This is a genomic window from Kaistella flava (ex Peng et al. 2021) (assembly GCF_015191005.1).
Taxonomy (GTDB): domain Bacteria; phylum Bacteroidota; class Bacteroidia; order Flavobacteriales; family Weeksellaceae; genus Kaistella; species Kaistella flava.
In genome coordinates this window covers 1,677,388-1,698,278 of the sequence record NZ_CP040442.1, presented here as the reverse complement: position 1 = coordinate 1,698,278, position 20,891 = coordinate 1,677,388, and the positions used below count along the sequence as shown (strand labels likewise).

Below are 20,891 nucleotides of genomic sequence, written 5' to 3'. Positions count from 1 at the left end.
AAAGTCAATCATTTTTTGACTAAACAAATAACACTTAGAAAAATGGAAACCAGAATAAACATCTCAAAAGTTGATCCCAAAGCCTACGAAGCCATGATTGGTTTAGAAAAATATCTTGCCCAAAGCGGCTTGGATAAAGTCCTTTATGAACTCATTAAAACCAGAGCTTCACAAATCAATGGTTGCGCCTATTGTATTAATATGCATACTCGAGATGCCATAGAACTTGGAGAAACTGCACAACGATTGTTTTTATTAAATGCCTGGCGGGAAACAGAACTTTTCACAGAAAAAGAAAGAGCCGTTTTAGCTTTGACCGAAGCGATGACTTTAATTACAAATGGTCATGTGCCGGACGACATTTACAAAGAGGCCGAAAAACATTGTACACCTAATGAATTCTCTGCTGTAATCATGGCCGTTGTCGCCATCAATGGATGGAATAGAATTGCAATTACGACGAGAATGTCTTTAGACTAAAGAAAATTCATTTTACTTTTTTCAAAAAAATTAAAAACGTACTAAGTTTTTTGACAGGAAAAGGAACAAAAGATAAATGCAATAAAAAGATTTTCAAAAGAATACAAAATGGTGAAAATTTCATTGTATAATAATTTTGCATCCTTTTGATTTGATTATTTTAAAGTGAAACTTTTGCATCTTTTGCGGTTAAAAAAAATCTGTGTTTTTAAACTATTAATTAATCTTACTTAATAACCAATCGATATAGTGAACAACGAAGAACTTCTATTAAAATTAACCGAATTAAATAAATCTAGTCAACTACTCGAAACTCCCGAATCAGAGCGGCTAGAAATGATAGAAAGCGTAACAGATTATGCTAATCAATTTATCTCCGGGCTTTCTACAGTTAAAGCTTTCCAGGACAAAGAAGCAACGTCATTAGAAATTACGAATCAGAAAAGATCACTATCAGAACTTCTCGATTTGTATCAAAAACAAGTCGCAGAAACAGGAATTAATGCAGCGTCTGGAAAACATCTCGGCTATATTCCCGGAGGTGGAGTTTTTACGGCGGCTCTGGCAGATTTTATTGCTGCCATTACGAATCCTTTTGCCAGTGTTCATTATGCTTCACCAGGAGCAGCGACGATTGAGAATGAAGTCATTAATTGGCTGAAAACGATCTTCTCATTTCCGGAAAGTTCCGTCGGTTGTTTATCTTCCGGAGGTTCAATATCGACCCTGATTGCTTTTACTGCAGCAAGAGATCAACACAAAGTGAAGAATGAATTCATTCCAAAAAACGTGGTTTATTTAAGTGAGCAAGTGCATCATTCCACTCAAAAAGCACTTCGGATTATTGGGCTAGAAGATGTTGTCATTCGCTATATTTCGTTGGATTCTAATCATAAAATTAAAACGGACTCTTTAGAAGAGTTAATTCAAAATGATATTGCCGCCGGACTTCAACCTTTTATGGTAGTGGCAACTGCTGGAACTACTGATACGGGAACAATTGATCCTTTGGACGAAATTGCCGACATCGCAAAAAACTATAAAATGTGGTTTCATGTCGATGCTGCGTACGGCGGATTTTTCATCATGACTTCCAAAAAAGAACTGTTCAAAGGAATTGAAAAAGCAGATTCCATGATTATCGATCCGCATAAAGGATTGTTTCTTCCGTACGGCGTTGGCGCGGTTTTGATCAAAGACAGTTCGGCTGTTTTACACTCCAATTATTATACGGCCAATTATATGCAGGATGGCGCGAGTGAAGAAATGCTGAAAAGTCCCGCCAATGTTTCGCCAGAGTTGACCAAGCATTTCCGTGGACTTCGCGTTTGGTTGCCATTGCAAATACATGGAATCGAGCCATTCATCGCGTGTCTGGAGGAAAAATTATTGTTGGTTCATTATTTTAGAAATCGTTTGGCCGACCTCGGTTTTTGTTTAGGACCAGAGCCAGATTTGTCGGTCAGTTATTTTTGGTATCCTTTCGAAACTGATGCTGATCAAAAGAATAAGCAACTTATGGATGCCATTCATGCCGATGGTTCCGTCTTTTTATCTTCCTCAATCATCGAAAATCGTTTCGTCATTCGTATTGCGATTTTAGCTTTTAGAACGAAGAAAGAAATCATCGATGAAGCTATAGAAATGATTAAGAACTGTTTGACTAAAATAAAATAATTCAATTAAACACATCCAAATATTACCTCTCTTGAAACTTTTTAAGAGAGGTTTTTTATAATTTTTTTGGGCGTGCCTTTTCTTTTTTGCCACCGCAATTCCCACCGCAAAAAAGAAAAGTCGGTATCCGGTTCCCACTTTTTTGCTCCACTTCGTTTCGCAAAAAGAGTTCCACCTTCTCCCTCACGCGAGAGATCGTATTTTGTAGAAAAGTTCTCGCAGAACTGATCAATTTAGAACTGAAAAAATGGCGAATTTGATAATATATTAATTTTTGGTTCACGAGTATTTAATAAGAAAGAAATAAATCATTCAATTGGAAACGACTTTCAATTCTTAAGTAATTGACTTGTGCAATCTGTTAATTAGTAATAACTTGTATCTCAAACTTATAATGATGAAAATACAAATTCCTTTCTATTCTTTGATTTGTGCACTGGTTTTATCTTCCTGTAAAACCGCAAACACAGCTTCAACTGCTCTTAAAGATGATGGCAAAATAACCGTCACTTTTGTCCAGATTAATGACGTGTATGAAATTGCTCCGATGCAAGGCGGTAAAGTAGGTGGAGTAGCGCGGGTCGCAACTTTAAAAAAACAAGAACTTGCCAAAAATCCCAATACTTTTATGGTAATGGCCGGAGATTTTTTAAGTCCATCTGTCTATAACAGTTTGAAATATGAAGGCAAAAGTATTCGCGGAAAACAAATGGTTGAATCTTTGAATGCTGCTGGTTTAAACCTGGCAGTTTTTGGAAACCATGAGTTTGATATTAAAGAAAAAGAATTGCAGGACCGAATCAATGAATCGACTTTTGACTGGGTGGCTTCCAATACCTTTCACAAAACAAAATCCGGCGTAGCACCTTTTGTTAAAACAACTTCTTCAGGCAACAAACCATTTCCCGAAACCTATATAATGGAAGTTCAGGATAAAGACGGAACTAAAGCAAAAATTGCATTTATTGGATTGACGATACCTTTTAATAAAGCAGATTATGTAACCTATACTGATGAATTTGCAGCTGCTGAAAAATTATACAACCAAATAAAAGATTCCTGTGATGCGGTGATCGGACTAACTCATCTTGCTGTGGCTGAAGACAGTATTTTGGCCCGTCGCTTACCTGGTTTGGCTTTAATCATGGGTGGTCATGAGCATGATATGCAGTTTAAGAAAATTGGAAATATCTATATCACAAAAGCACATGCGAACGCAAAGTCAGCTTATGTCAATTACCTCACGATTGATGTGAAAAATAAAACAACTTCCGTCGTGCCGGAATTGCGCATGATCGATACCACGATTAGCGAAGATCCCGCAACCGCTTTGGTCGTTAAAAAATGGATGGATATTGCTGAGAAAAATTACGACGCACTTGGCTTTAATGCCAAAAGAGTAATTCGTGAAGCAGGTGAACCTTTAGAAGGTCGGGAAGCTTTGATCCGCAGTGGAAAAACAAATTTGACTCGAATTGTAGTTTCGGCTATGGAAAAAGCCGTTCCAACGGCTGATGTAGTGCTTATGAATTCCGGTTCCATTCGGGTGGATGATGTTCTTCAAATGCCAATCACTGAATATGATATCATTCGAACTTTACCTTATGGCGGCGCTATTATGGAAGTTGACATGCGAGGAAGTTTATTAACTAAGGTCTTAGAAGCTGGTCGTAATAATGTAGGGTCCGGCGGTTTTCTACAATACTCATCAACCGTCAACTATAATCCCGCAACAAAAATGTGGACTTTGAAAGATGCTCCCATTGATCCAAAAAAATCCTATCACGTAGGTCTTGCAGATTTCTTAATGACTGGCGGCGAAGCGAATATGGGCTTTTTAAATAAAGATAATCCGGATATTATTAAAATTTATCCAACTCCAACAAGTTCTTCTGATATAAGATCTGATTCGAGACTGGCCATTATTAAATATATGGTCGAATTAGGAAAATGATTTTCATTTAGATTTAACGTAAATTCTCATTTATTTACTTTGGTACTTTAAAACAATACTATTATGAAAGCTTTTTTCATTACTAAATACGATAAAAAAACACCTTTAACTTTTGAAGAAAGACCATTGCCTGTTTTAGGTGAAAATGATGTTTTAATTGAAATGAAAGCTGCCAGCTTGAATCCCATTGATTTTAAAGTAAAGCATGGCGACATGAAAATAATTCTGTCCTATAAATTCCCTTTGATTTTAGGAAATGACGGCGCGGGTGTTGTATCTAAAATTGGTTATAAAGTAACGCTTTTCAAACCTGGCGATGAGGTCTATTTTCGTCCGGATAAAAACAGCGGTATTGGAACTTTGGCAGAATTTTTTGCTTTAAATGAAAATGATATTGCTTTAAAACCAAAGAATTTAAGCATGGAGGAAGCGGCCTCAATTCCTTTGGTAGGTCTTACGTGTTGGCAAATTTTTAAAAAAGCGAATCTTCAGAAAGGACAGAAGGTTTTCATTCAGGCAGGTTCAGGCGGTATCGGAACTTTTGCAATTCAGTTTGCAAAATATTTAGGTTTGACGGTTGCCACAACTGCGAGTACTAAAAATTTTGAAATGTTAAAGGAGCTCGGTGCAGATATTCTCATCGATTACAAAACCCAGAATTTTGAAGATATTTTGAAAGATTATGACTTGGTTTTGAATACGCAAGACGAAGAAAATTTAATAAAATCAATGAGCATTTTAAAGCCTGGCGGAAAAATCATTTCTATTTCTACACCACCTGATCCTCAATTTGCCAAAGAATGGGGAATGAACTGGATTATGAGAATGGGCGTCAGATTTATAAGTGCAAAAGTTAGGAGATTGGCAAAAAAACATCATGTTGATTATTCTTTTTTATTAATGGATTCCAGCGGTAGTCAGTTACAAGAGATTACCAAACTAATAGAATTAGGTATTATAAAACCCGTCATCGACCAAGTTTTTCCGTTTGAGAAAACCAATGAAGCGCTTGCTTATATAGAAAGCGGTCACGCCAAAGGAAAAGTCGTGATCAAAGTGAAATAATGATTTCTTTAAAAAGGAATACCCCCTCAATTCAATTGTTTCTTATCGCTCGTAATCGATTTGTTGCTTAACTGTAAGGTGATTATAAATCCAATTCCCAAAAATAGTGCTCCTGTTATATAAGTTCTCGCTCCAATCAGTTCTGGATTTGAGCTATAAAAATCACGGATAAAAGCAGCAACTTGGGGCCCGACAATTCCTCCAAATGACCAGGCTGTTAAAATAACGCCATACATTACAGGCATTAATTTTTCGTGAAAAATATCGAGAATATACGATGGCATCGCTCCAAATCCTCCGCCATAACAAAGTAAAATATAGCAGACTAAAGCTCCAAAAATATAAGGATTGCTGATGAAAATAAGTAGGATGAAAACTAATATTTGCGAACCTAAAATCAAACGGAAAACCTGAATTCTTCCCAATCGATCTGAAAGTCCGCCCCAAAGAAATCTTCCGATTCCATTAAATAACGAACTGATAGCAATTAAAGTCGCACCGACTACCGCAAGATTTTCGGTATTCATAGTTGGGTCTTTCTGAGCGAATAAATCCTGAATCATCGGGGATTGCATACTGACAAACATAATTCCGGCAGATATATTTAAAAAGAAGACGAGCCACATTCCAATAAATTTTGAAGAAAGTAAACTTTGTTTTAGCGTCAACTCATTTTCAGCCTCTTGATTTAAATTATTTTTTTCCGGAGCAATATAATCTTTAGGAATAAAACCATTTGGTGGATTCTTCATGGATAAACCTGCGGGAATCCCAATAATAAAAAGGACAATGGAAATGTAAATAAAAACATACACCATATTTCCGTCCGCAAATTTTATAAAAATTGGAGCAATGATCTTTGACATAATGAGCGCACCAATTCCAAAACCCATAACGACCATTCCGGTAATGAAGCCTTTTTTGTCGGGAAACCATTTTGAAGCTGTCGCAACTGGAGTTACATAACCCAGGCCTAATCCAATTCCGCCCACAACGCCAAAGCCAAGATAGAAAAGAGGCAGACTGCTTATTGACATCGCGTACGCGCTGATCAAATATCCAACGCCATAAAGTATTGCTCCTATTGTGGCGAGTTTTCGTGGTCCAAATCTGGGTAGGATCATTCCACCAACGGCAGCTGACAAACCGAGAAATAGAATAGCGATACTGAAAATCCACATGGTTTGAACATTGGTCCAGCCATATTCAACCATGATTGGTTTTTGAAAGAAGCTCCAGGCGTAAACCGTTCCGAGGACAACCTGAAGGAGAGTTCCCATGATTGCAATAAACCAGCGGTTTGAATTTTTGTTCTGCATCAAAAAAGCTTTTATTTTACTATTAAATTCAAGTTTAAATTTACCTCTATTTCCTGCAAAACCATTTTTATAGCATATGATTTTAGACATGATGGCGTGAATTATCAGCACTGTTTTTCGAAAAATTTTAAAATAATGCGAATTAAATTTTTGGCGATATAATAGTAAGCTCGATGATCTTTATTCAAGATAATTTTGAAAAATAAGACGAATACTAATCTCTTTTATAGCATTATTGAAAGTGATGTTTTATACGATAGTCCTTTAATATTAAGAACGTGTTCGTTAGGATTCGTAAATACTTTTTTCGTTCTTTGCACTTACGAAATTGAAGATCTTGGATCATCACAATTTCATCTAAAAAATCAACCTCAATTATGTCAACAGAAAAAAATATACAAGAAAAAGTAAGACTTCATATCCGAAATAAAAATCGTGAAAGATATGATTTAGAAGCTCTGAAAATCGCTGTGCCTGAATTAGCAGAACATATTACAGTTAATAAATATGGCGCTGAATCTGTTGATTTCGCAAATCCTGTAGCGGTAAAATTGCTAAACAAAGCGTTACTGAATCATTATTACGGCATAAAAAATTGGGATTTCCCAGATGAAAATTTAGTTCCGCCTATTCCGGGTAGAGCTGATTATTTGCATTATATGGCTGATTTATTAGGTCAAAGTAATTTTGGTGATTTGCCGGAAGGTGATAAAATTAAAGTTTTAGATGTTGGAGTAGGAGCGAGCTGTATTTACCCAATCATCGGTGTTACCGAATATGGTTGGAATTTTATCGCATCTGATATCGACGCGCAATCAATTGAATCTTCTACGAATATTGTGAATTCAAATCCATCTTTGGAAGGTAAGATTGAGTGCAGATTACAGGAAAATCCAGAAGCGCTTTTTAAAGGAATATTAAATAATGACGAGAAAATTGATTTCTCGATGTGCAATCCTCCTTTTCATTCTTCCACTGAGGAAGCTCAAAAAGTAAGTCGTCGAAAAGTGAAGAACCTTTCTGGTAAAAAACCGGTAAAAGTTGAACTTAACTTTGCCGGAATCAACAATGAATTATTTTGTGAAGGGGGCGAATCTAAGTTCATTCACAATATGATTGAAGAAAGTCAAGACTTTGCTAAAAACTGTTTTTGGTTTTCAACTTTAGTTTCGAAACAATCGAATTTGAAAGGAATTTATAAATCGCTCAATGAAATGGAAGTTGCGCAAATTAAAACCATTCCGATCGGAACAGGAAATAAATCAAGTCGAATTATCGCCTGGTCATTCTTATCGAAAGAAGAGCAAAAAGAATGGAGAGAGACTAGATGGAGAACGGCGGAAGAGAAGTCGGAAATCTAAAATAACATTATCATTTTTATGAGGATTATTTTAACTTTTCTGTTTTCAATTTTGTTATTCCAGTCTTACTTTTCACAGAGTGCGGAGGAACTTAATATTCAGTCGAAAGATTTACTTCAAAAAGGAAAATACAAAGAAGCATTGCCTGTTTTAAAGCAGGCAGCTAATTTAGGCAGCGGAGAAGCTCAATATAATCTAGGCTACTTTTTGCAAAATGCAGTTGGAACTGAACAGAATATTTCAGAAGCAATTAAATGGTACAATAAATCATCAGATAATAATTTTAACGATGGTCATTACGCAATGATGATGGCTTATGGCAATGGGGAAGGAGTTGAGCAGGATTCTGAAAAAGCCTTTAATTATGCTTTGAAGTGTGCTAACAACAACGACTCAACTTGTATGTGGAATGTGGTCGATTGTTATGTAACTGGAAATGGAACGGATAAAAACATTGATGAATTTAAACGCTGGATTTTAAAACTGGCGAAACTTCCAAATCCTGAAAATTTGGCTCAAAGTGGATATATTACTTCTGCCAGATTAGAACTTGCACACTTTTATAGAGACGGACTTTATTTTGAAAAAGACCATTACCAAAGTTACTTATGGTATTTAATCTACAATGAGTTTAAAGTAGATTTCAGTATTTTAAAACAAGATGAAGTTATAAAAGAAATAAAAGACCTTGAGAAAAGCCTTTCAAAAGAGCAAATCAAAAACTCTGCAAAAGACGCTGCAAAACTTTTGGCTAGAAGTTTAAATAATAAAAGCGATTTGTATAAGAATTCGTTGTAATATATTTTAAATTTAGTCGGAGAACATCGCAGCTATTGGCGAAATCTCTTTCTATAATTTTCATCCAGCTTTAACAAAGAATATCTTTGCAAAATGATCGTAATAATTGGAGCAGGTTTATCTGGTTTGTTAACCGCTTACCGTCTTAAAAAAGAAGGTATTCCCTTTAAAATTTTAGAAGCAAGAAATAGAATTGGTGGCAGAATCAATACGGTTTTGGGAACTAACGAAACTCCGGTTGAAATGGGCGCGACTTGGTTGCAAACGCATCATCAAAATTTAATTGCACTTTTAAACGAATTAGGTTTAAATGGTTTTGAACAATATATGGACGAAACCGTTTTCTTTCAACAGCAAGCTCATTCCCCAGTTCAACTGATGGAAATCGGTCAGCAGTCGCCAAGTTATAGAATCGCTGGCGGAACTTCAAATCTGATTAATACCTTATATCAAACTTTAGATCCCGATGAGGTTTTTCTCAATCAAACTGTAACGAAAATTATTTTTCAGGAAAATTCAGTTCAGGTTTTTGCTGACGAAATATTTGAATGTAGTCAAGTTGTTCTGGCAATTCCTCCTAAATTATGGGCGAATAAGATTTTGTTTGAACCGAATTTACCGAATGATTTACTAAGCGTTGGAGAACAAACGCATACCTGGATGGAAGATTCGATAAAGGTAGCCTTGACATTTATTCAACCTTTTTGGCAAGATGAAAATACTCCCGCAACTTTCTTCAGTAATGCCGGACCTATTACCGAATTCTACGATCATTGCAATGTGGAAAGAACGAAGTTTGCCCTTTGTGGGTTTATGAATTCGTTCTTTAAAAATAGGTCTTCTGAAGAACGGCGAACTCTTGTTGTTAATCAATTACGAACTGCTTTTGGTGAAAAAATAGAATCATTTCTCGATTACGAAGAATGTATTTGGAGCAAAGAAGAACATACTTTTGAAGCAACAGCTTTTTCACTTTTTCCACATCAAAACAATGGGAACCCAATTTTCAGCAATTCACTTTTTAATAGTCGCTTGTTTATTTCCAGTTCGGAATCTGCGAAAGAATCTCCAGGATATATGGAAGGTGCAGTTTATGCGGGAAATACAACGGCTGAAAAATTGATTTCGGCTCTGAAATAAAGCGTAATGTGAATTCAATATGTTTTTGTAGATTACAATCTTTGTAATAAGTTATAAAGATTTTTTCATGAATGATAATTTCCCATTGTTTTAAGATTTCATAAAATTTTTGAAAAAAGCAGAACAGCGTTTATACAAACAATAGTTTGTTAATTATTAAAATCCATCTATTTGACGCCTATTTTTACTTTCCATTTTTCTAATTTCTACAATGTTGATCAGTTGCAATAATGTGACAGAAGATTCTGCTCATTCAACTTCCAAAGTTGTTAGTAATTTGACGAAGTCGAAAGCAAAAGAAGCATTATATTTTTGCGAGTCCAATAATATGAATCAGGATTTCTGTATTCTGATTGATATGGGAATTCATTCTGGTAAGAAAAGATTTTTCGTTTGGGATTTTAATGAAAATAAAATTACGCACCGTTTTCTGGTCGGACACGGATGTGGAAATAATTCCTAGAGCAGCGATGAGACAAAAGACAATCCGAGTTTTAGTAATACAGAAGATTGCCACCTGTCGTCACTTGGGAAATATAAAATTGGGGAAAGAGGCTACAGCAATTGGGGCGTCCATACCAAATATTTAATGCACGGTTTAGAATCAACCAACAGCAATGCGTTGAAACGTATTATTGTTTTTCATTCCTGGGAAGCGGTTTCCGATGACGAAGTTTATCCTATGGGAACTCCGGAAGGTTGGGGTTGTCCGACGATTTCAAATGCAAGTTTCAATATGATTGATCCTTTATTTAAAGCCTCTTCAAAACCCTTATTGATGTGGATTTACGAGGGAGAAAATTAATTTCAACAACAATCTATTTAATGAATAAATGAAAAGAGTTTTATTATTTTTAAGCGTATTCCTGTCTATTTCGGTTTTCGCCTGCAAATGCAATGAACCAACCATAAGATCTTCTTTTGAATCTGCAGATTTCGTTTTTATTGGTGACGTTTATGATATGAATACCACTTATAAAACTGGATATCTGGAAGTTGAAAATGCATTGTCCAGAGTGAAAATTGAAAAGATTTATAAGGCTCCCGGCGATAATTTTAAAAGTACCGAAGTTACCTTTTTCGGTCAGCAGTTTAATTCCTGTGATTTAATGTTCCGGAGGAAAGGGAAGTACTTAATCTTTGCTTACATCGAACCAGATACCACCTTCTTTTATTCTTCGCATTGTTTAGCAACGAAAATGCTTAGCCAGGTGACCGCATCAGATTATCAATTATTAGAGGACTTGCAAAAGGAATATGTAAAAGAAATGAATGCTGAAATTCCTGAAGATTATGTTTTTTCAAATGATTTTAGAACTCCAGACAAAATTATTAACGACCTGAAATTTCAAAATAAACAAGCCTTAGCAAAAAATAAGAATCTGAAAATTTATTTGATTCTTTTAGCAGTTTTACTATTCATAAGTTTGATCGTTTTAGTATTAAAATTAATAAGAAAAAAGAAAAAATTTTAACGCTATTTTTTCCTCCATTTATATCAATATTAATTGTAATTTCCCTCCTTTATTTTTCTCTCTTTTCTGTGAATAGGAAAGAGTTTTTTATATCTTATCAATCAATTAAAACACTGCTTAATTAATTCAGTTTTATGAAAAAAACAACTTTACTTTTTGCCCTTTTTTTTACGGTTATATTGTCTGCACAAATCAGATTTGAAAAAGCCTATTACATCGATAATGCTAATAATAGAGTCGAAGGTCTCATAAAAAATGTAGACTGGAAAAATAATCCCGCTTTCTTTGAATATAAATCAGCAGCAGATTCCGACATTAAAACAGTCACTGTAAAAGACGTGAAATTATTTGAAATCTATGACCAGTCTAAGTTTGTGAGCAGTACAGTTGATTTTGATAAATCCAGTATTAACATTAGAAACTTAAGCGAAAGTAAAGAACCGGAATGGGTGCAGCGACAGTTGTTTTTAAAACAAATTGTAAGCGGTCCGGCGAATTTATATGTTTACGCAGAAGGAAACGATAACAAGTTTTTTTATCAAAAAGGAGATGATCAAATTAAACAGTTAATCTATAAACCTTATCAGGTGGAAATCTATCAAATTGGTTACAACGATTCCTACAAACAGCAATTAACAACTGCTTTGACTTGTGGAACGATGAATAAAAACCAGATCAATAATACGCCGTACCAACAGAAAAATCTGGTTGATTTATTTACGAAATATAACCAATGTTCTGATCCAAATTACGAGGTTTTTGAAGTAGAGAAAAAACCAGGGAAACTAAACTTGGCTGTTCGCCCAAGAGTTAATTTTGCTTCTCTGCAATTGAGAAATTCTACAGCCAACGATCTTTTTGATTTTGGAAACACAACAGAATTTGGAGTGGGAGTTGAGCTAGAATATGTATTTCCTTTCAATAAAAGTAAATGGGCAGTTATTCTGGAACCTACCTACAGAACGTATAAAGCAGAAATGGTAATCGAACCATACTATATGGCGGGAAACAAATTGTTTGCTTTTGCTGATTATAATTCGATTGAATTCCCAATCGGGATTCGTTATTATATGTTTATAGATTCGCAATCAAAAATATTCATCAACGGCCAGTATATCTTTGATTTGGCTTTAGATTCTTCGCTGCAAGTGCGACGTGCTGATGAGTCCGTAAGTCAGGATATTGATGTAAAAGCGTTTGCTAATTTTGCATTCGGAGCAGGTTACAGTTACAAATCTAAATATGGCGTAGAAGTCCGATATTTTACAAGTCGAAATATCGCAAGAGGCTACGCCAATATGAATACATCTTATAAAAACATTTCGCTTATCTTGAGTTATAATCTTTTTTAAATAATTTTTAGTCACTAAAAAATAGATCGATGAAAAAATATCTTTTCTTGTTTTTACTTTTTCCATTGTCGATTCTTGCGCAAAAGAATTTTACTTATAAGAAAGATTTCGACCTAATCTTAAAGGAATCAAAAGATAAAAAATCAGATTTATACTATCCGAATTTATTGGCAAAGTATAATAAGATAGATTCTACTTTGACGGACAAAGAAATGTTGGCAATGCTTATTTCTTATACCGAGGATAAAAATTACAAACCTTATCAGGATTTTAATTTTGGTAGAAAACTTTATAAATTAAATGAAGAAAGTAAATTTGCTGAAGTGATTAAAACGGGGGATGCGTTTCTTGCCAAGCATCCATTTGATTTAAAAACTCTTTTTGAAGTTTCTTACGCTTATCATCAAACGAACAAACAGCAAGAAGCTGATAATTATTTACAGAAAGCAGGATTTATTTTCGGAGCCATGTTTTATAGTGGCGACGGAATGACCATCGAAAATCCTGCTTTCGCCTTAAATCCTAGCGATGGCCAAGATTTTATCCGAAAATTTATTGGAGCTGGAATTGGAACGATGGGTTCAGGAAGAGATGAAAACGGATATTTCATGGATATGTTAGAAGCTAAATTCGATAATGGCGAAACGCACACGCTTTATTTTATAATTCCACATGCCACCAAAAAGATGTTTGTAAAATAGCAATCGCTAAATAGCAACTTTGAAAATCTATGAATAAAAAATCTAATAATAAACAAAAAATCATAATTATTTCCGATATATGGGGAAAGCAAAATTCGGACTGGATTAGTCATTATACAAGTATTGTAGAAAAGCATTTTGATGTACAATTGTATGATTCATGTGATTTAGCTGAAATAGATTTTTTTAGTGAAATTGAAAATAAACATCATCAATTTATTAATGGAGGAATAGAAAAAGCGGTAGCAAGTCTACTTCAAAAAGAAACTGATATCGTAAATATTTTAGCATTTAGTATCGGCGGAACCATCACTTGGAAAGCTGCACTTTTTGGCTTGAAAATTCAAAATTTATTTGCTGTTTCTTCTACAAGATTGAGATATGAAACTCAAAAACTAGCTGGAAATATAGAATTGTTTTACGGAGCACTTGATGCTTACAAGCCCGATGAAAATTGGTTTCACTTGATGGAATTAGTGGAAAATATTTACGAAAATGAAGAACATGCATTCTATCGAAAGAAAGAAATAGCGGAAAAGGTTTGTGAAATGATTATCAGAAAGGTAAACCAAAATTAATATGTACTCTATTTTCTTCTAAATTTAATTGTACTTTAGAGGATGACAATTCTGAGTAAAGTAGCTCAGAAAATAACCCAACCAAAATGTGGTGGCATTATCTTTTAGTTTTTTTAGGTGCGCTGTTATTTGACATCTTTCCGTTTCCTTTTTTGCCCGCCTTTACCATTATGATGTTTTTTCAGATTATTTTTGATTTGAATATTTGGGTGGTGATTATTATCGGAGTTGCCGGGTCTGTTTTGGGCAGATATATTCTGCTTTTGTATGCGCCTTTAATTGCTGATAAATATCTGAAATCGTCTAAAAATGAAGATATTCAGTTCCTGGGAGATAAGATTAAAGGTAACAAATGGAAAGGTCAACTCTTCATTCTCGCGTATTCATTATTACCGCTTCCGACCACGCCACTATTTCTGGGTGCAGGTATTTCTAAATTAAAACCGATTTACATTATTCCGGCATTCATCATTGGCAAATTTAGCAGTGACACCATCGCTTTACATTTCGGAAAATATGCCTCGGAGAATATTCAAAGCATTATTGATAACACCTTTTCCTGGCAGTCTATTGCAAGTTTTGTATTGAGTGTTGTTCTTCTTTTCTTGCTGTTTTTCGTTGATTGGCGCACTTTAATTCAAAAGAATAAATTAATTTTTAGCTTTAAAATATGGAAATAGATTTTGTAACAAAATTTAAATAAGCTTATGAAAGGTTGTCTTATCACGTTTTCAATTTTCTTCTTCCTGGTAATCGGAGGAAGCTTCTTTTACCGTAAAAAATTAAACTTAAATTGTGGTCAGGATCATTCAAAAGTTGAACATTCTTTTAGAAAACTGAAAAGTAAATTAGAACTGCGAAATTTAATTTTAAAAACTGAAAAGTTTTCTGATAGCATCTAAATATTAGCGAAAGAATCTGATTCTATTTTAAAAACTACGGTGAATGCTGATAATTTCCTTTGAACTGAATTTAAGCTCAATGAAAAAAGCTACCAGAACGAGGTGCTCAAAAACCTTAATTTAGAACTGAATACTTTGACCGCAAATTACAATTCTGATCTAAAAAACTTCAATTCTAATTGGACGATTTTTCCTTTTAATGTAATCAAAATACGCCATAAATTTAACAATTACAGTTTTCTGAATATCGTTTACGGCGAGAGTAATCAAGAGAATATGAGAAAAAGAAAAGAAGTAGAACACTGGATTGAGAATGGTGAATGGAACTAAATCAGTAATTTTGCCCAACTTTTTAGAAAGCATTATTAAAAAATAACGAAGAAGAACTATGTCGCCAGCATTCATACAAGATCAAACTTTTGACAAACTCAATTTTACGGAAGAACCTTTAAAAAAAGCTGAATACGAAAACTGCACTTTCTTGAATTGTAATTTTGAGGAAACAAACCTTACGGAATATAAATTTATCGACTGCGAATTTCGGGATTGTAACTGGAGTTTAGCAATGCTTCATGGAACGGTTTTGCGCGATGTGAAATTCAAAGGTTGTAAAATGCTCGGAATTCAGTTTGAAACGTGTAATGAGTTCGGACTTTCCTTTTCTTTTGAAAATTGCCAGTTGAATCATTCGACTTTTTTTCAGATGAATATTAAGAAAACCATCTTTAGAAATTGTCAGTTAAGAGAAATCGATTTTTCAGAGAGTAATTTGACCAATGTGATTTTCGACGACTGTGATCTTGCACAAGCTATTTTTGTAAATACTATTTTGGAAAAAGCTGATTTCCGTACGGCTTATAATTATTCCATCGATCCCGAAAACAATCGTCTTAAAAAAGCAAAATTCTCAATCTTGGGAATTTCGGGACTTTTAGATAAATATGATATTGTGATTCAGGAATAAGAATTATTTTTAAAAATTAAACAATCGTTTAATGTTCTAGTTTTCATTGTATTGCCTATTTATAAAGAAAATTTTACTAAGTTTTTCTTTTTACTCATTTTTAAATAGCACAGTAATTGCAATCTACCGATTACAGAATTATCATTTTACTTTAGATAAAAAAATCATTCTGCAATTCAAATTTAAAAATTAACACTAAATAGAATCATTATGAAAAAGCACACGCTTCTTTTAATCGCAATAATTTCGTTATTCGTGGTTTCATGTTCCACTAATAAATTGGTCGACAGTTCAAAATTATATGACAACGCATGGGAATTAGAATATATCACAGGACCAAGAATCGCTTTCCAAGGTTTATTTCCAGATGAAAAACCAGCAATTACTTTTAATAAGTCAACCAATATGGTTACGGGAACTACAGGTTGTAATGGTTACAATACCGAATATAAAATGAATGGGAAAATGATTTCATTTGCCGTTCCTGCAACCACTACCATGAGATACTGTGGAGAGGGTGAAGCGGTGTTTTTAAAAACCATGAAAGAAGTTACCAATTATAGAATGACCGCCGATGGACAATTAGAACTTTTAATGAACGACGTGGTGATGATGAGATTTAAAAAAGTAATGTAATTTCAAATCAATATCAGATATTTTTTTTCATTATCTCTATAGATATAAAGCAAGATTAATTTCTTGCTTTTTTTTGGTTTAAAAACAAAGTCATTTTTTTTAATTAATAATTTGTTAGACTAGTCTAACAATTGTATGTTTGCAATTGTAACAATTAGTATTAGATAAATGAAATTAAATAAATTTACTCTTGTCATTGCATTCTTTTTCGTCGCTTTCACGAATAATCTGTATGCGCAGGAAAGTACAGAAGCTCAGAACGATTATCAGATGGTTTTGCCGATAGCTGTTTCTCATGATACGGTAAGGACTAAAATAAGAGATATTGATCAAGTCGTCATTACCGGCACGAGAACTCCAAAAAGGAAAACAGATTCTCCCGTAATTGTTAATCTTATCAACAGCAAAACGCTTGATCAAGTTGTAGCCACAACACTTTCTGAAGGACTGAAATATCAACCGGGATTGCGTGTGGAAACGGACTGTCAAACCTGTAATTATACCCAGCTTCGCATTAATGGTTTACAAGGTGGATATTCTCAGATATTAATTAACAGTCGACCTCTGTTCAGTCCATTAATGGGTTTATATGGAATGGAGCAAATTCCTACCAATATGATTGACAGAATTGAAGTCGTTCGTGGAGGTGTATCTGCACTTTATGGCTCCAGCGCGATTGGTGGGACAGTGAATGTAATTACGAAGATCCCAGACGGAAATAATTTTAGTTTTACGAATACTTTACAAAGCATCAAAGGTCAAACAATCGATAACATCATTACGGGAAATGCTTCCTTTGTCAATGAGGCGAGAAACATGGGTGTCAGCCTATTCGTCAATAATCGAAATCGAGGACAATATGATGCGAATGGCGATAATTACTCAGAATTACCAGAACTAAAAGATAATACGTTTGGTGCCAATTTCTTTTTTAAACCAGCTCAAAATCAAAAACTGGAATTGAGTTTTAGCAGTATCAACGAATATCGCTTCGGAGGAGAAATAGTTGATAAACCAGCCTATTTGGCAAAACAGTCGGAAGAAAGAACGCACCATATTTTAATGGGAAGTGCTGATTATTCTATCAGTTTTAATGATAACAAGAATTCCCTGAGTATTTATTATGGTGGACAAAAAACAGATCGAAAACATTATACCGGGATTAATCCAGATGATCCAGCTGAACTCGCTGCATTTTTTGCAAATCCACCGTACGGAACTTCCGACGTGATTACGCATCAAGGCGGTATACAGTTTAATAACAAATTTGAAAAATTTTTAATCGGAAGTTCAACGCTGACAGCGGGTGCAGAATATGTTTATGATTCTGTGTTTGATGAGATTGATGCTTACCGATACGAGATTGATCAAACGACCAGAAATTTCGGAGCTTACGTTCAGAATGACTGGGACTTATCAGAGAATGTAAATTTTCTGGCAGGTGCAAGATTAGACAAACATAATTTGGTAGAGCACGCGATTTTAAGTCCAAGATTATCGCTTTTATATAAAGGGTTAACGAACACTCAGTTTCGAGCTGGTTGGGGAACGGGTTTTAGAGCGCCACAAGCATTTGATACCGATTTACATATTGCTTTTGCAGGTGGTGGAGTTTCCAGAATTGGTCTTTCACAAGATCTAAAAGAGGAGCGATCTAACAGTTTTACGGGATCTGTCAATTATGATAAAGCAACAGAGCACTTCATTGCAGGTTTTACGGTGGAAGGTTTTTATACAAAATTGAAAGACGCCTTTTTTCAGTTTCCGTTGGGAGAAGATGAATTCGGACAAATCTTTGAAAAACGAAATGGCGATAATGCTGTCGTAAAAGGAATTACCATTGAAGCTCGGGCTAATTTTGATTACGTCGTGCAATTAGATGCTGGATTTACCTTTCAGAAAAGTCAGTTCAAATCACCGGTTGAGAATATCGAAGGTTTAGAATCTAAAAGAGAATTTTTGCGAACTCCAAATAATTACGGTTACGCCACTCTTTCTTACACGCCAACGAAAAACTGGAACATTACGGCAAATGGCGTTTTCACCGGAAATATGCTTCTTATTCACGTTGCCGGAGAAGGTACGGGCCAAAATGTTGATGAGTATTTTAAGACAAAATCCTTTACAGATATTGGATTAAGAGCAGGTCACACTTTCAATCTGCCGAAAATGAAATCAGGAATTGAAGTATTTGGTGGAATGAAAAACATCTTTGATTCATATCAGAAAAACTTTGATACTGGGAAAAATCGTGATAGCAACTTTATTTACGGACCAAATATGCCGAGAACATTATTTTTAGGACTTCGGTTAAAATCAATTTAAATTTTAAAAGATGAACACCAGACTCTCAATAATTATAATCCTGTTTTTTGCAAGTTCGACGATTCTTTATGGACAGTCGAGTGAGAAAATCAGATGGATTAGTTTTAATCAGTTAAACGATTCTTTGCAGGTTAGTCCTAAAAAAGTGTTCGTAAATTTTTACGCTGATTGGTGCGTTTACTGTAAGGAAATGGAACGAACTACTTTTAAAAATGATGAAGTAATAAAAGAGCTGAATGGAAATTATTACGCGGTGAAGATGAATATTGAAACTGATGAAGAAATCATTTTTGGAAATCAAACCTTTATCAATAAAAGAATTAAAAAAGTAAATCCCGTCCATGAAATTGCGCTTCTTTTAGCAAGCCGGAAAGGTAAACCGTTTTCTTTGCCAGCTTATCTGGTATTTGATGAAAATTTTGTGGCTAGATCCCGATATTTCCAATTTTTAGATGCTCCAGCTTTACTTAAAATACTCCAATGATTATTTAATTGAAAATCAGTTTCAAAAATAATTTTCAATAATCATAAAGCTGTAACTTTTCAGCTTATTTTTAATTTAATTAAATAAAATTTAAGATTAATTTAACCTTTCTTTACCATGCTTCTGAACTTTAATTAAGTAATTTTGAGAAAACAAAACAATTTAAAATTATGGCAGATATTACATTACATGGCAATCCGGTTCACACAAGCGGTAATTTGCCCGAAGTAGGAAGTACAGTAAAAGACTTTAAACTAATCAATGTTGATTTACAGGAAAAAACCAATCAGGATTTTTCCGGTAAAAAGAAGATATTCAATATTTTTCCAAGTATCGATACTGGAGTTTGTGCGGCCGCTGCGAGAAAATTTAATGAAAAAGCTGGTGATTTAGACAATACGGTAGTGATTAATGTTTCCAAAGATTTGCCTTTTGCTTTAAACCGTTTCTGTGCTGCAGAAGGTTTGGATCATGTGGTAAGTTTATCAGATTTCCGTAGTTCTTTTGGTGATGATTATGGTGTGAAAATTACCGATTCTCCAATGGAAGGACTTTTGAGTCGTGCCGTAATTGTGGCAGATGAAAATGGAAAAGTAATCTATACAGAACAAGTTCCGGAAATCGCTCAGGAACCAAATTATGAAGCAGCTTTGAATGCTTTAAAATAATTTTTTGAAAATAAAGATTTAACCTTGTCAGAGATTTAAAACTTGACAAGGTTCTTTATTTTAAATCGTAAGTTTAACTCAAATTGTAAAATAATGGAACCAATAAAAATAGACATTACCATTCTAAAACCTATTTCTAAAGTTTGGGAGTTTTTTACCGAACCTGAACATATTACCCGATGGAATTTTGCGAATGATATTTGGATGTGCCCGAATGCAGAAAACGATTTGCAAATAGGTGGCGAATTTAATTATAGAATGGAAGCAAAAGATCAAAGTTTTGGATTTGATTTTAAAGGAACTTACGATGAAGTTTTTCCATTTGAAAAATTGAAATACCATTTAGAAGATGGTAGAAAAGTTGAGGTTTTATTTGAAAGCATTGATGCGAATACAACCAAAGTATTTGAGATTTTTGAGCCCGAAGAGCTAGAATCCCGGCAAATGCAGCGAGACGGTTGGTATGGTATTCTTGATAATTTTCAGAAATATGCAGAAAATAATTAAGTACTTAAATGAGCTATTAAAAGAATTTTAAAAATTATTCCGTATTTTTATAAAAAATAATCTACATGGAGCCGATAACTATTAACATTACAATTCTAAAACCCATTCAAAAAGTCTGGGATTATTTTTATAATCCGAAGCATATTGTGAAATGGAATTTTACCACTCCCAATTGGCATTGCCCGAAAGCAGTCATTGATTTTCGCGAAGGCGGAACTTTTGATTATCGTTTGGAATATAAAGATAAAAGTTTTGGGTATGATTTCTCCGGTCAAATTGTGGAGATCAGGGATTTAGACTATGTTAAAAGTATCTTAAGTGATGGCAGAACAATCGAAGTTTATTTTAAAAAAATCGATGAAACTACCACCGAAGTTATTGAGGTTTTCGAACCTGAAGAACAGTATTCCAGAGAAATGCAACGAACTGGTTATTACGCGATTCTAGACCGTTTCCATAAATATGTGGAGAATAATTAATAAGTTTAACAGCGTTTTCAATGCTG

20 protein-coding genes and 1 pseudogene are annotated in these 20,891 nt (G+C 34.3%); 20 read left to right on the top strand and 1 reads right to left on the bottom strand.

The window, feature by feature from the left end; genetic code table 11:
* Positions 1-42: 42 nt before the first annotated feature.
* The 4 genes from Q73A0000_RS07780 to Q73A0000_RS07765 all read left to right on the top strand — a co-directional run bounded on the left by Q73A0000_RS07780 (position 43) and on the right by Q73A0000_RS07765 (position 5,176).
* On the top strand, positions 43-480 hold the full coding sequence (locus Q73A0000_RS07780) for a carboxymuconolactone decarboxylase family protein (protein ID WP_193813485.1): 438 nt from the start codon (positions 43-45) through the stop codon (positions 478-480).
* Between the two features lie 336 nt (positions 481-816).
* Positions 817-2,157 carry a pyridoxal phosphate-dependent decarboxylase family protein gene (locus Q73A0000_RS07775; RefSeq protein WP_193813680.1) on the top strand — a complete coding sequence of 447 codons (1,341 nt, stop codon included), beginning with the start codon at positions 817-819 and terminating at the stop codon, positions 2,155-2,157.
* A gap of 394 nt (positions 2,158-2,551) precedes the next feature.
* Positions 2,552-4,111 carry a bifunctional metallophosphatase/5'-nucleotidase gene (locus tag Q73A0000_RS07770; protein ID WP_193813484.1) on the top strand — a complete coding sequence of 520 codons (1,560 nt, stop codon included), beginning with the start codon at positions 2,552-2,554 and terminating at the stop codon, positions 4,109-4,111.
* Positions 4,112-4,174: 63 nt separating this feature from the next.
* Positions 4,175-5,176, top strand: a complete 1,002-nt coding sequence (locus Q73A0000_RS07765) for an NADP-dependent oxidoreductase (RefSeq protein WP_193813483.1) — start codon at positions 4,175-4,177, stop codon at positions 5,174-5,176.
* 26 nt (positions 5,177-5,202) lie between these two features.
* On the opposite strand, the gene Q73A0000_RS07760 is transcribed toward Q73A0000_RS07765, so the two are convergent.
* Positions 5,203-6,495 carry an OFA family MFS transporter gene (locus Q73A0000_RS07760; RefSeq protein WP_193813679.1) on the bottom strand — a complete coding sequence of 431 codons (1,293 nt, stop codon included), beginning with the start codon at positions 6,493-6,495 and terminating at the stop codon, positions 5,203-5,205.
* Positions 6,496-6,872: 377 nt separating this feature from the next.
* Between Q73A0000_RS07760 and rlmF the strand changes: the two genes are divergently transcribed.
* The 16 genes and pseudogenes from rlmF (at position 6,873) to Q73A0000_RS07675 (ending at position 20,865) form a co-directional block, all read left to right on the top strand.
* Entirely contained in the window at positions 6,873-7,856 is a 984-nt protein-coding gene (gene rlmF, locus Q73A0000_RS07755; protein WP_193813482.1) for a 23S rRNA (adenine(1618)-N(6))-methyltransferase RlmF, read from the top strand.
* Positions 7,857-7,874: 18 nt separating this feature from the next.
* A complete protein-coding gene (locus Q73A0000_RS07750; protein ID WP_193813481.1) occupies positions 7,875-8,654 on the top strand; it encodes a tetratricopeptide repeat protein in 780 nt (259 codons plus the stop codon).
* Between the two features lie 93 nt (positions 8,655-8,747).
* Positions 8,748-9,794 (top strand): flavin monoamine oxidase family protein, encoded by a 1,047-nt coding sequence (locus Q73A0000_RS07745; RefSeq protein ID WP_193813480.1) that lies wholly within the window; start codon positions 8,748-8,750, stop codon positions 9,792-9,794.
* 211 nt (positions 9,795-10,005) lie between these two features.
* Positions 10,006-10,599, top strand: a pseudogene (locus tag Q73A0000_RS07740) (murein L,D-transpeptidase catalytic domain-containing protein).
* Between the two features lie 28 nt (positions 10,600-10,627).
* Entirely contained in the window at positions 10,628-11,269 is a 642-nt protein-coding gene (locus Q73A0000_RS07735; protein WP_193813479.1) for a hypothetical protein, read from the top strand.
* 134 nt (positions 11,270-11,403) lie between these two features.
* Complete coding sequence (locus Q73A0000_RS07730) at positions 11,404-12,621, top strand: tRNA modification GTPase (RefSeq protein ID WP_193813478.1); 1,218 nt, start codon at positions 11,404-11,406, stop codon at positions 12,619-12,621.
* 29 nt (positions 12,622-12,650) lie between these two features.
* Positions 12,651-13,322: a DUF4919 domain-containing protein gene (locus Q73A0000_RS07725; RefSeq protein ID WP_193813477.1), complete on the top strand. Its 672-nt coding sequence runs from the start codon at positions 12,651-12,653 to the stop codon at positions 13,320-13,322.
* Between the two features lie 29 nt (positions 13,323-13,351).
* Entirely contained in the window at positions 13,352-13,900 is a 549-nt protein-coding gene (locus Q73A0000_RS07720) for an alpha/beta hydrolase (protein WP_193813476.1), read from the top strand.
* Between the two features lie 86 nt (positions 13,901-13,986).
* Positions 13,987-14,580: a hypothetical protein gene (locus Q73A0000_RS07715; protein ID WP_193813475.1), complete on the top strand. Its 594-nt coding sequence runs from the start codon at positions 13,987-13,989 to the stop codon at positions 14,578-14,580.
* Between the two features lie 610 nt (positions 14,581-15,190).
* Positions 15,191-15,766: a pentapeptide repeat-containing protein gene (locus Q73A0000_RS07705; RefSeq protein ID WP_193813474.1), complete on the top strand. Its 576-nt coding sequence runs from the start codon at positions 15,191-15,193 to the stop codon at positions 15,764-15,766.
* A gap of 210 nt (positions 15,767-15,976) precedes the next feature.
* Entirely contained in the window at positions 15,977-16,402 is a 426-nt protein-coding gene (locus Q73A0000_RS07700; RefSeq protein WP_193813473.1) for an META domain-containing protein, read from the top strand.
* 168 nt (positions 16,403-16,570) lie between these two features.
* The gene (locus tag Q73A0000_RS07695) at positions 16,571-18,727 is read left to right on the top strand and encodes a TonB-dependent receptor plug domain-containing protein (protein WP_193813472.1); all 2,157 of its coding nucleotides are present in this window, start codon (positions 16,571-16,573) and stop codon (positions 18,725-18,727) included.
* A 10-nt stretch (positions 18,728-18,737) separates the two neighbouring features.
* Positions 18,738-19,211: a thioredoxin family protein gene (locus Q73A0000_RS07690; RefSeq protein ID WP_193813471.1), complete on the top strand. Its 474-nt coding sequence runs from the start codon at positions 18,738-18,740 to the stop codon at positions 19,209-19,211.
* Between the two features lie 170 nt (positions 19,212-19,381).
* The gene (gene tpx / locus Q73A0000_RS07685; RefSeq protein ID WP_193813470.1) at positions 19,382-19,879 is read left to right on the top strand and encodes a thiol peroxidase; all 498 of its coding nucleotides are present in this window, start codon (positions 19,382-19,384) and stop codon (positions 19,877-19,879) included.
* 93 nt (positions 19,880-19,972) lie between these two features.
* A complete protein-coding gene (locus Q73A0000_RS07680) occupies positions 19,973-20,386 on the top strand; it encodes an SRPBCC domain-containing protein (RefSeq protein ID WP_193813469.1) in 414 nt (137 codons plus the stop codon).
* A gap of 65 nt (positions 20,387-20,451) precedes the next feature.
* Positions 20,452-20,865: an SRPBCC domain-containing protein gene (locus Q73A0000_RS07675; protein ID WP_193813468.1), complete on the top strand. Its 414-nt coding sequence runs from the start codon at positions 20,452-20,454 to the stop codon at positions 20,863-20,865.
* Positions 20,866-20,891 lie beyond the last annotated feature (26 nt).